We start from the raw sequence: 10,690 nt of genomic DNA, 5'->3' as shown, positions 1-10,690 counted from the left end.
GGAGAGTTATGCGTTTTTCAGTCACTCGGCCGGAGCGTTTTGCTCCGGCCATCATGCTCGCAATACTGGCCGCGACCACACCGGTTGCGGCCTTTGCGCAAATCCCATCGGCGCAACCGCCGATCTCGGTCGAGCCGGTGCCCAGCGAGCTCGAGCTTGCCAAGCTGTTGTGGTCGACGATGACGGCGGTCCACCACGCCAACCTGTCGGGCAATTACTCGGTGCTGCGCGACATATCGTCGCCCGGCTTCCAGGTGATGAACAACGCCGCGCGGCTGGGCGAGGTGTTCGCCAGCATCCGCGAAAGCCGGGTCGATCTGTCGAGCGCCTTGCTGCTCGCACCGACCTATACCGAGCCGCCCTCGGTCGCCGAACCCGGCGTGATCCGCGTGCGCGGCTATTTCGGGTTGCGGCCGACCGCGTTGTTCTTCGATTTCTTCTTCCAATGGGTGGAAGGGCGCTGGCGGCTGCACGGCGTCTCGATCAGCCCGCAGGCGATCGCATCGGACGAGGCGCCCGAGCGGGGGCGCAGTTCGACGCGGTGAGCGGTTGGGGTGAGGTTGGCGCGCGCGTCCCTCGACTTCGCTCGGGAATGCGGGAGAGGGCAGAAGCGCTCAGCACAAGCCCGCCTGTCCCGAGTCCCTCGACTGGCTGGCAAGCCAGCCGCTCGGGATAATCTTCCCGGCGTAGCCGGGAAGTCGAGGGACCTGCGCGCAACCTCGCGACAATTCCCGCTTTCCCCGCGCACCTCACTCGCGCATATAGCGCGCGTTTTTCCATAGCAGCACACAAGGCATCTCCATGAAGCGCAACGCCGGACAAGACCCCGCCATCACCAGCCGCTGGCGCCCCGCCACCCGCGCGATCCGGGGCGGCACCGCGCGCAGCGAGTTCGGCGAGACCTCCGAGGCGCTGTTCCTGACCTCGGGCTATGCCTATGACTGCGCCGAAGATGCTGCCGCGCGCTTCAACGGCGAGCAGTCGGGCATGACCTACAGCCGGCTGCAAAATCCTACCGTGGAGATGCTCGAGCAGCGCATCTCGCTGATGGAGGGGGCAGAGGCGACCCGCTGCATGGCAAGCGGCATGGCGGCGATGACCGCAGCGTTGCTGTGCCAGCTGCAGATGGGCGACCATGTCGTTGCCAGCCGCGCATTGTTCGGCTCGTGCCGCTGGCTGACCGATACCCTGCTGCCCAAGTTCGGCATCGAGACCACGATCATCGACGGGCGCGAGCTCGACCAGTGGCAGGCTGCGATTCGTCCCAACACCAAAGTGTTCTTCTTCGAGACCCCCGCCAACCCGACGATGGACATCATCGACATGCAGGCGGTGTGCGATATCGCGCGTGCGCACGGCATCACCTCGGTGGTCGATAACGCCTTTGCCACCAACGTGCTGCAGCGGCCGATGGAGTTCGGCGCCGATGTCGTCGCGTACAGCGCGACCAAGATGATGGACGGCCAGGGCCGCGTGCTCGCCGGCGCGGTGTGCGGCACCGATGAGTTCATCACCAACACGCTGCTGCCGTTCACCCGCAACACGGGGCCGACGCTCAGCGCGTTCAATGCCTGGGTGGTGCTCAAGGGGCTGGAGACGCTCGACCTGCGGATCCGCCGCCAGAGCGAAAATGCGCTCAAGGTCGCAAGCTTCCTCGAGGGGCGGATCGAGCGGGTCAATTATCCGGGCCTGCCCAGCCATCCGCAACACAATCTGGCGATGGCGCAGATGGAGGCCGCAGGGCCGATCTTTTCGGTCTATGTCGGCGGTGGCCGTGCCCGCGCGCACGGACTGCTCAATGCGCTCGAGCTGATCGACATCTCGAACAACATCGGCGACTCGCGCTCGCTGATGACGCACCCCAGCTCGACCACGCATCATGGGCTGGGCGAAGAGGCACGGCTGGCGGTCGGCATCACCGAGGACATGCTCAGGCTGAACGTCGGGCTGGAGGATGTCGATGACGTGATCGACGACCTCGACCGGGCGCTGGGCAAGATCGGGCTCTAACAAGCCGAGGTCGGCGTACAAAACGGCGGAACTGCGCGGAATTCTTCTTTCGCAGGGCAGTCGGTAACGGAACCAATCGGCACGTGATGCGTGGTTTGGGCATAGCCCTTATCTTTGCATCTTTACCATTGGGAGCCGCAGCCGCGTGCCAGACAGCCCTGCGCAAGCCAACATCATCGATGCCCCCCGTCCCGCCCTTCAGCGCACCGCGCTTCTGCTCGATTTTGACGGCACGCTGGTCGATATCCGCAGCACGCCCGATGCCGTCGAGGTGAGTGCAGAACTGGCCGAGGTCATGGCGCACGCCGCCGCCCGGCTGGAGGGGCGTCTCGCCATCGTCAGCGGCCGGTCGCTCGAACAGCTCGAACAGCTCTGGTCGGGCGCGATGCCCGCCATCGTCGTGGCCGGCAGCCATGGCCAGGAGCTCAAGGTCGCAGGCACCGTCTTCGGACCCGCCCAGACCGATCTGTTCGCACGGCTCGCTTCTGTCGCAGGCGGTCATTTCAGTGACGTTAGCGGTGTCGTAATCGAAGAGAAGACGTTCGGGCTGGCGATCCATTACCGTCTGGCCAGCCAGCATCGCGACAGTGTGCAGACCTGGGCGCAGGACATCGCCGCGCAGTGCGATCTTCTGGTCCAGCACGGCGACATGGTGTTCGAGCTGCGTCCGCGCGGGGCCGACAAGGGCGATGCGGTGCGCGCCATCATGGCGCTCGACCAGTTCCAGGGCTCGGTCCCCGTGTTCATTGGCGACGACTATACCGATATTCCCGCATTCGAGGCGGTCCAGGCGCTGGGCGGCACCGCGATCAGCGTCGGTCCGCGCACCGCAGACCGGTCCGACCAGCAGCTTGCCGATGTGGCCGGGGTGCTCGCGCGCATTCGAGAGCTGGTCGCATGAACCAGGCTGTCGAACCTGCCGCAGCACCGATCGACGGGATGAACCTGTGGCCGATCGGCAATTGCGAGATTGCAGCGCTGGTCAATTCCAAGGCCTCGATCACCTGGGGCTGCCTGCCGCGCTTCGATGGCGATCCGGTGTTCTGCTCGCTGCTCGAGCCGGTCGAGGACCACGGGTTCTGGGATATCCTGCTCGAAGGCTGCACCCGGACCGAACAGCATTACATCCGCAACACACCGGTGCTGGTGACACGGATGAGTTCGGACTGCGGCAACGTGATCGAGATCATCGATTTCATGCCGCGCTTTCAGCGGCACGGGCGGATGTTCCGTCCGGTGGCGATCGCCCGGATTATCCGGGTGATCAGCGGGTCGCCGCGTATCACCGTCAGACTGCGCCCGGCGCACAGCTGGGGCGCAGGCAAGCCGCGACAAACTTCGGGTTCCAATCACATACGCTATATCCTGGACGACCATACCCAGCGATTGACCTGTAACGGCCCCTTGGGCTGGATCAGGGACGAGACGATGTTCAGGGCTGAAACCGATCTGTATTTCTATTTTGGCCCGGACGAAGGGTTCGATGCCGACCTTCCCGCGACGCTGGAAGCGATGCTGGAGCAGACCGTATCGACATGGCAGCACTGGGTGCGCGGCCTGCACCTTCCGCTCGAATGGCAGGAGGCGGTGATTCGCGCGGCGATCACGCTCAAACTGTGCCAGTACGAGCAGACCGGCGCGATCGTCGCCGCGCTTACCACATCGCTGCCCGAGCATGCCAATTCGGGACGCAACTGGGATTATCGCTTCTGCTGGATCCGCGATGCGTATTTCACCGTCCAGGCGCTCAACCGGCTGGGCGCGCTCGATGTGCTCGAGTCCTACCTCCACTATCTGCGCAACATCGTCGATGCGGCGCGTGGCGGGCATATCCAGCCGCTTTACGGGATCGGCGGAGAAGCGCAGATCGAGGAATTCATCATGCCCGCCCTGCAGGGCTATGCTGGGATGGGTCCGGTGCGCTGCGGCAACCAGGCGTACGAGCAGATCCAGCACGATGCCTATGGCCAGATCATCCTGTCCAGCGTGCAGGCGTTCTTCGACCAGCGGCTGCTGCGCCGCGCGACGGTGCAGGATTTCGAGGCTCTGGAGGCGATCGGCCACCGCGCGTTCGAGGTCTACAACACCCCCGATGCCGGGTTGTGGGAGCTGCGCACGCGCAGCCACGTCCACACCTATTCGGTCGCGATGTGCTGGGCCGCATGCGATCGCCTGGCCAACGCCGCCAATGCGATCGGGCGCAGCGAGGAATCGCGTTTCTGGCAGAACCGCGCCGACACCATCCGCCAGCATATCGACGAGAACGCGTGGAGCGATGACGGCGACCATTATTCGGCAGTGTTCGGCGAGCGCACGCTCGATGCCAGCCTGCTCCAGCTGCTCGACCTCAAGTTCGTTCAGGCGGACGACCCGCGCTTCATCAGCACCTTGGCGGCGATCGAGGAAGGGCTGCGCCGCGGCAGCCATATGTTGCGCTATGCCGAGGAGGACGATTTCGGACTGCCTGAAACCGCGTTCAACGTTTGCACCTTCTGGCTGATCGAGGCGTTGCACGCCACCGGACGCGATGCCGACGCGCGCGAGCTGTTTACCGAAATGCTCAGCAGGCGAACCCCTGCAGGGCTGCTCTCCGAAGATATCGACCCCCGCACCGGCGCACTGTGGGGCAATTATCCTCAAACCTATTCGCTGGTTGGGCTGATCCAGTGCGCAGGCATGCTCTCCCGGCCCTGGAGCGACGCGCGATGAACCGACTGATTGCCATATCCAACCGGGTGCAAGCGGCCCAGGCAGGGGAAAGTTCGAACCGGGGCGGTCTTGCGGTCGCATTGTCGGCGGCGTTGCGCGAAAGCAACGGGTTCTGGTTCGGCTGGTCGGGTGAGCAGACCGACGAATTCACCGGCCATATCAGCTTCAAGCGCGAAAACGGGGTGGCTACCGCGACGATCGATCTGGAAGCCCAGGACATCGATGAATATTACAACGGTTTTGCCAACCGTACCTTGTGGCCCTTGTTCCATTACCGGCTCGACCTCACCGAGATCGCGCGCGATTTCGCTGGCGGCTATGCGCGGGTCAACGCCCGGTTCGCCGAGACGGTCGCCCCGCTGATCGAGCCTGAAGACCTGATCTGGGTGCATGATTACCACCTGATGCCGCTGGGCAAGGGTCTGCGCGATCGCGGCTTTGAAAACCGGCTGGGCTTTTTCCTGCACACCCCCTGGCCGCCGGCCAGCCTGATGGTGTCGCTGCCCAACCACCGCGATCTGGTGGCCAGCATGCTCAGCTATGACGTGATCGGATTTCATACCGCCGAATGGCGCGATGCCTTCATCGATTATATCACCACCCATCTCGATGCCCGGATCGATGGCGATTTCGCGTACTGCGCGGGTCGGACGACACGCTTGCTGGTGTGCCCGATCGGGCTGGACACCACCGAGTTCACCAGCGCGCTGGGTACCGAGGCAGCCCTGAAGGCGGAAGAACGGCTGATCACCAGCGCGGTCGGACGCCAGGTGATCGTCGGGGTCGACCGGCTCGATTATTCCAAGGGGCTGCAGGAACGGTTCCTGGCCTATGAGCAGTTGCTCAACACCCGCCCCGAGCTGTGCGAGAAGGTGTTCATGCTGCAGATTGCGCCGCCCTCGCGGGGTGATGTCGCCAGCTACCAGCAGATCCGCGCCGATCTCAACAGCCTGTCGGGCGGGATCAACGGCGAGTTCGCCTCGATCGACTGGGTCCCGGTGCGCTATGTCAACAAGGGCTATGCGCGCGAAGAACTGTTCGGAATCTACCGCGCATCGCGCGTCGGGCTGGTGACGCCGCTGCGCGACGGGATGAACCTGGTCGCAAAGGAATATGTCGCGGCGCAGGATCCCGAAGACCCCGGCGTGCTGGTGCTGTCGCGCTTTGCCGGTGCCTCGGTGCAGCTCGATGCGGCGCTGATCATCAATCCGCACAGCAGCGAGGACATGGCCGATGCCATCGCGCGCGCGCTGACGATGCCGCTGGAAGAGCGCAAGCAACGCCATTCAGCGATGCTCAAATCGGTGGTGGAGCAGGATGTGCGCTGGTGGAGCCGCAGGTTCATAGGTGCGCTCGCGGGGGAGGAACCCCAGGAGGACCGCCCCAAGCTGGCCCTCGCCTCCAGCAAGCCATAACTGGTCCACGCTTGGCTGACCCGTGGTCGGCGAGCTGGGGATGACTGCCGCGCGCAACCGATAACGGGGGCGCACGAGCGGCGATGCTGTTTGGAATTCAGGCTTGCGACATCGGCAAATCTACCCTATCCGCCGTCGCATTCCGCAGGACCCGGTCTATCGGGTGGCTCGGCCCGGCGCCTATCCCCGGGATAACCTGACGAAAGCCGTTGTTACTTTGATCCATTGATGATCGGTAAAAAGCGTCTTGGCGTCCACTTCAGCCTTCGTCGCCTCAAGTCACTTGATTACACCGCTATGCCGCTGACAAAAGCTGGACGATCGCGTGGGCATGGCGCCTGCGATGCGCGCCGCAGCTTTTGTTCGTCACCCCGTCGCAAGTGCCTCGCCTGAAGTTTAGTCGGAAATAACATGCTCAACATACACACCATCAAACAGGAATGGCTGGCAAACCCGCGTGGAGATATCCTCGCAGGGATTGTCGTGGCGCTCGCTCTCATCCCAGAAGCGATCGGCTTTTCGATCATCGCCGGTGTCGATCCGCGCGTCGGGCTGTACGCGTCGTTCTCGATCGCGGTGATCATCTCGCTGGTCGGCGGGCGTCCGGGGATGATCTCGGCAGCAACCGCGGCGATCGCGGTGCTGGTGCTGCCACTGATCCGCGATTACGGCGTCGATTATCTGTTCGCAGCGACGATCCTGATGGGTGTACTCCAGCTTATCGCCGGGTTCCTGCGGCTGAACGTATTGATGCAATATGTCTCGCGCTCGGTGATCACCGGCTTCGTCAACGCGCTCGCGATCCTGATCTTCATGGCGCAATTGCCCGAGCTGATCGGCGTGCCGATGCTGACCTATGCGCTGGTCGCAGGGGGGCTCGCGATCATCTACCTGCTTCCGTATCTGACCAAGGCCGTGCCTTCGCCGCTGATCGCGATCGTCGTGATCACCGCGCTGGTCTTTTATACCGGCTTCGATGTCCGCACGGTGGGGGACATGGGCGAGCTGCCGACGTCGCTACCCGCCTGGCTGATCCCCAATGTACCGTTCACGCTCGAGACGCTGCAGATCATCCTGCCATTTTCGCTGACCATGGCCGCGGTGGGCCTGCTCGAATCGATGATGACCGCGCAGATCGTCGACGATTTGACCGACACGCCGTCGGACAAGCAGCGCGAGATGAAGGGACAGGGCATCGCCAACTTCTTCACCGGCTTCCTCGGCGGCATGGGCGGCTGCGCGATGATCGGCCAGTCGGTGATCAACGTGAAATCGGGCGGCCTGACGCGGCTGTCCACCTTCGTGGCGGGCACGTTCCTGCTGCTCCTGATCTTGGTGCTGGGCTCGCTGGTGGCAATCATCCCGATGGCGGCCTTGGTCGCGGTGATGATCATGGTGTCGATCGGCACCTTCTCCTGGGCCTCGATCCGCGACATCCGTCATCACCCCTGGCAGTCGTCGGTGGTGATGATCGTGACCGTGGTGATCGTGGTGTGGACGCACGACCTTGCGCAGGGCGTGCTGGCAGGCGTGATCCTGTCCGGCCTGTTCTTTGCGAGCAAGGTCAAGCGCAGCTTCACCGTCCAGTCGGAGCTTGCCGCCGATGGTCTGTCCCGCCGGTACAGCGTTCTGGGCCAGGTGTTCTTCGCGTCGTCGGAGAGCTTCGTCGAAGCCTTCGACTTCAAGGAGGTGCTCGACCGCGTGGTGATCGATGTGTCGCAGGCGCATTTCTGGGATATCTCGGCGGTGGGCACGCTCGACAAGGCGATTCTCAAGTTCCGCCGCGAAGGGACCGAGGTCGATATCGTCGGGCTCAACGCGGCCAGCGCGTCGATGGTCGATCGTTTTGCCGTGCACGACAAGCCAGGCGCTCAAGCGCAACTTGGCGGACATTGAGAGGATGAAGCCTATGGAACACGTCCTGACCTGCATCGATGCATCGGGCTATGCCGACAGCGTGTGCGATCTCGCTGCCTGGGCATCGCAGCGGCTGCAGATGCCCGTCGAACTGCTGCACGTCGTCCAGCGCAGCGATGCGGTCTCGGCGCGCTCGGACAGGTCGGGCGCGATCGGTCTTGGAGTCAAGACCAGCCTGATGAACGAGCTTGTCGAGATGGAAGCGGCTGAAACCAGGCTGCGCGTCGAGCGCGGGCGGATGCTGCTGGCTGCAGCCGAACAGCGGTTGCGCGACCATGGCGCGTTCGATGTCCGCGCGCTCCATCGCCATGGCGGCATCATCGAAACGATCCTCGAACGCGAACAGGATGCGCGCGTCGTCATCATCGGCAAGCGTGGCGATGCCCATGAATTCGCGCAGGATCACATCGGATCGAACATTGAGCGGGTGGTTCGCGCCAGTACCAAGCCGGTGCTGGTTGCATCGCGCGAATACACCGAGCCGCGCAGCATCGTGTTCGCCTATGACGCCAGCCCGGCCGCCAATCGGGCGCTGGCACGCCTCGCCGAATCGCCGCTGTTTGACGGCCTGCCCGTCAACATCGTGATGGCCGATACCGACAATGACGCCCATCGCCGCGCGCTCGACAGTGCGGCGGCGAACCTGGGGTCAGAACGCGATGTCCGCACCACGCTGGAACGCGGCAAACCGGAAGCGGTGATCGCCGATGTCGTCGCTCAGACCCCCGGCGCGATGCTGGTGATGGGCGCCTATGGCCATTCGCCCATCCGCACCCTGATCATCGGCAGCACCACGACAACGATGATTCGCACCGTACGGGTGCCGGTGCTTCTGGTTCGATAAGAGGGGCAGGCGACGCCAAGTCCGGGCCCGAACGCATCGACGGGCGGGCATCGGCAGGCGGGCGAGGCTGTCTTGTCGCAGATGAAGCTGGAGCCGAGCCGGAATCCAATAGGCGCTCTATCTAACTGAAAAACTGTGATTTATTGAAAAAACGATAATAAAAAGCCCCAAGATAAGCCCCCAAAGAATCCTCTTGAGTCTTTTATTTACCACAATCTAAAACAAGGTTTAGAAGCTATGGGGCCGTAACGCCTGCTCAACGTAGGCAATCCGCTCGGCCCCACTTTCCAGCCCGCACCGCCCTATGGCATCTGCTTTGAGCGTTCTTCAAGCGCACTGATATGCCCAGCCAAGTACTGGTTTCGGTCAATTGGCGATCAAGCACATCGTACGTATACGAAAAGCTGTGCGGCCAGCTGTCCCCGGCCGAGATCAGTCGCCTCAGATTGTCATATGCAAAACTGACGGAGGTTTTACGAATTTAAGTGTATGTATTTTGTAATAAAGTTTAATATTCGTCCGCTCTATCTGTTCCCACATGATGTTCCCTGTGTATCAGAACACTCGTCAAGTACTGTGCCATCGTCTGGCTGAACACATCGCGCGATTTGGCGAAGCAGAAGCGCCCCAAGGAAGCCGCCTTCCTCCTCCACCAGGCCACCGAGCGCCTATACGCCGGCCTCCTCCTCACGCTCACCTATTACACGCCCTACAACCACAATATCGCCTTCCTCCGATCGCTCGCCGAAGGACTCGATCGCCGCCTCTACGGCATCTGGCCCGAAGACACCCGCCGCGAGCGCGCCATGTTCCAAAAGCTGAAAGAGGCTTACACCAAGGCAAGATACTCAAAACATTACAGGATCAGCGAAGAAGAGCTCGACTGGCTTGGCGAACGTGTCGAGGAGCTCGGTCGCACCGTTCACACCATCTGCTCAGAACGCATCGCTTTCCTGAGTAAGTCCTAGATGTTCACGATTAATAAATAAGAAAATTCTCCGACATTAATGTCGAATCATAAAAGATTGCAACTTTCTCTTTTGGATACAATACGAAATCCGGATTTAGTTAGTTCACTCTTAAAGCTATCGACTTGCTTTGATATTTCTGCATTGGATTTGAAGTACGATGTTGAAAACGCATTAACATCAAAAATCCTATGAGAATATTCAACATCACGCCTTCCTTCACGCTCTTTGCATTGTTCAGCCAACGCGCTCTGAACAAGAGTTCGCATCCCATCCCCTTCTACCATGATGTGTTGAGCGGTAGTTTCAGGACGATTCCCTTGCAGCGTTTCTAAGGTCACATGGTATCCGTGTCTCGATGAGTACTCATTAATAACACGCACAAGATCGGAGAAGTTTTTGTTTTCCATGTATAATGAAAACCTCTCCTCATCCACCTCTCTTGGGCCGCAGCTTGCTATTAATGGTAGCAATGCAGTCAAAATTATTAAATTTCGCAACCCGAATCTGTTTCCATAAACCTTCAGCATGACGGGTTTATTCCCTTCGCATACTTCCGGGCCATGCCATTTGAGTCACGAAAAATACTTGGCCCCATGGCATCATTTACCCCATCGCGAGTCCTGCCAATGATGCCACTTCCAGCGTTTCCTGACCCAACGGTTCTGATGAAAGTTCCACTACCGTTGGAATAGATGGTGCGAGTTATTGTCCCAACAAATAAGTGGACACTAGTGGTAGTGTTAACCGCGATGTTCCCGTTAGCGGAGAACCGGGTGGTGACATACCCGCCGGTGGTTGGGATGATTCCGAACAACCAGCCTCCA

The 10,690-nt window shown here is 61.4% G+C and carries 8 protein-coding genes, 1 pseudogene and 1 other annotated feature; of the genes and pseudogenes, 8 read left to right on the top strand and 1 reads right to left on the bottom strand.

All coding sequences use genetic code 11. From position 1 onward, the window contains the following. Positions 1 to 53: 53 nt before the first annotated feature. From ACK4R0_RS08240 to ACK4R0_RS08205, 8 genes and pseudogenes are all read left to right on the top strand, one after another. Complete coding sequence (locus ACK4R0_RS08240) at positions 54 to 545, top strand: hypothetical protein (RefSeq protein WP_409672940.1); 492 nt, start codon at positions 54 to 56, stop codon at positions 543 to 545. Positions 546 to 801: 256 nt separating this feature from the next. After that, a complete protein-coding gene (locus ACK4R0_RS08235; RefSeq protein ID WP_409672937.1) occupies positions 802 to 2,010 on the top strand; it encodes a trans-sulfuration enzyme family protein in 1,209 nt (402 codons plus the stop codon). Between the two features lie 145 nt (positions 2,011 to 2,155). Then, complete coding sequence (gene otsB, locus ACK4R0_RS08230) at positions 2,156 to 2,911, top strand: trehalose-phosphatase (protein WP_409672935.1); 756 nt, start codon at positions 2,156 to 2,158, stop codon at positions 2,909 to 2,911. Beyond that, positions 2,908 to 4,719 (top strand): glycoside hydrolase family 15 protein, encoded by a 1,812-nt coding sequence (locus ACK4R0_RS08225; RefSeq protein ID WP_409672932.1) that lies wholly within the window; start codon positions 2,908 to 2,910, stop codon positions 4,717 to 4,719. Before otsB ends, ACK4R0_RS08225 begins: the two co-directional genes overlap by 4 nt. After that, positions 4,716 to 6,134: a trehalose-6-phosphate synthase gene (locus ACK4R0_RS08220; protein ID WP_409672929.1), complete on the top strand. Its 1,419-nt coding sequence runs from the start codon at positions 4,716 to 4,718 to the stop codon at positions 6,132 to 6,134. Before ACK4R0_RS08225 ends, ACK4R0_RS08220 begins: the two co-directional genes overlap by 4 nt. Before the next feature lie 144 nt (positions 6,135 to 6,278). Beyond that, positions 6,279 to 6,331 (top strand) — a sequence feature (sul1 is cis-regulatory element that is thought to sense ions involved in sulfur or methionine metabolism; They are found in Alphaproteobacteria). Between the two features lie 214 nt (positions 6,332 to 6,545). After that, on the top strand, positions 6,546 to 8,030 hold the full coding sequence (locus ACK4R0_RS08215; protein ID WP_409672926.1) for a SulP family inorganic anion transporter: 1,485 nt from the start codon (positions 6,546 to 6,548) through the stop codon (positions 8,028 to 8,030). A 13-nt stretch (positions 8,031 to 8,043) separates the two neighbouring features. Continuing rightward, complete coding sequence (locus tag ACK4R0_RS08210; RefSeq protein WP_409672923.1) at positions 8,044 to 8,895, top strand: universal stress protein; 852 nt, start codon at positions 8,044 to 8,046, stop codon at positions 8,893 to 8,895. Between the two features lie 590 nt (positions 8,896 to 9,485). Then, positions 9,486 to 9,863, top strand: a pseudogene (locus ACK4R0_RS08205) (HEPN domain-containing protein); the annotation flags it as partial. A 47-nt stretch (positions 9,864 to 9,910) separates the two neighbouring features. Here ACK4R0_RS08205 and ACK4R0_RS08200 read toward each other — a convergent pair. Next, on the bottom strand, positions 9,911 to 10,393 hold the full coding sequence (locus tag ACK4R0_RS08200; RefSeq protein ID WP_409672920.1) for a hypothetical protein: 483 nt from the start codon (positions 10,391 to 10,393) through the stop codon (positions 9,911 to 9,913). Positions 10,394 to 10,690 lie beyond the last annotated feature (297 nt).

Origin of the sequence: Blastomonas sp. (assembly GCF_046294995.1) — a bacterium.
Classification (GTDB): Bacteria; Pseudomonadota; Alphaproteobacteria; order Sphingomonadales; family Sphingomonadaceae; genus Blastomonas.
Note: the sequence above shows the minus strand (reverse complement) of the source record. Positions and strands in the feature narration are given on the sequence as shown.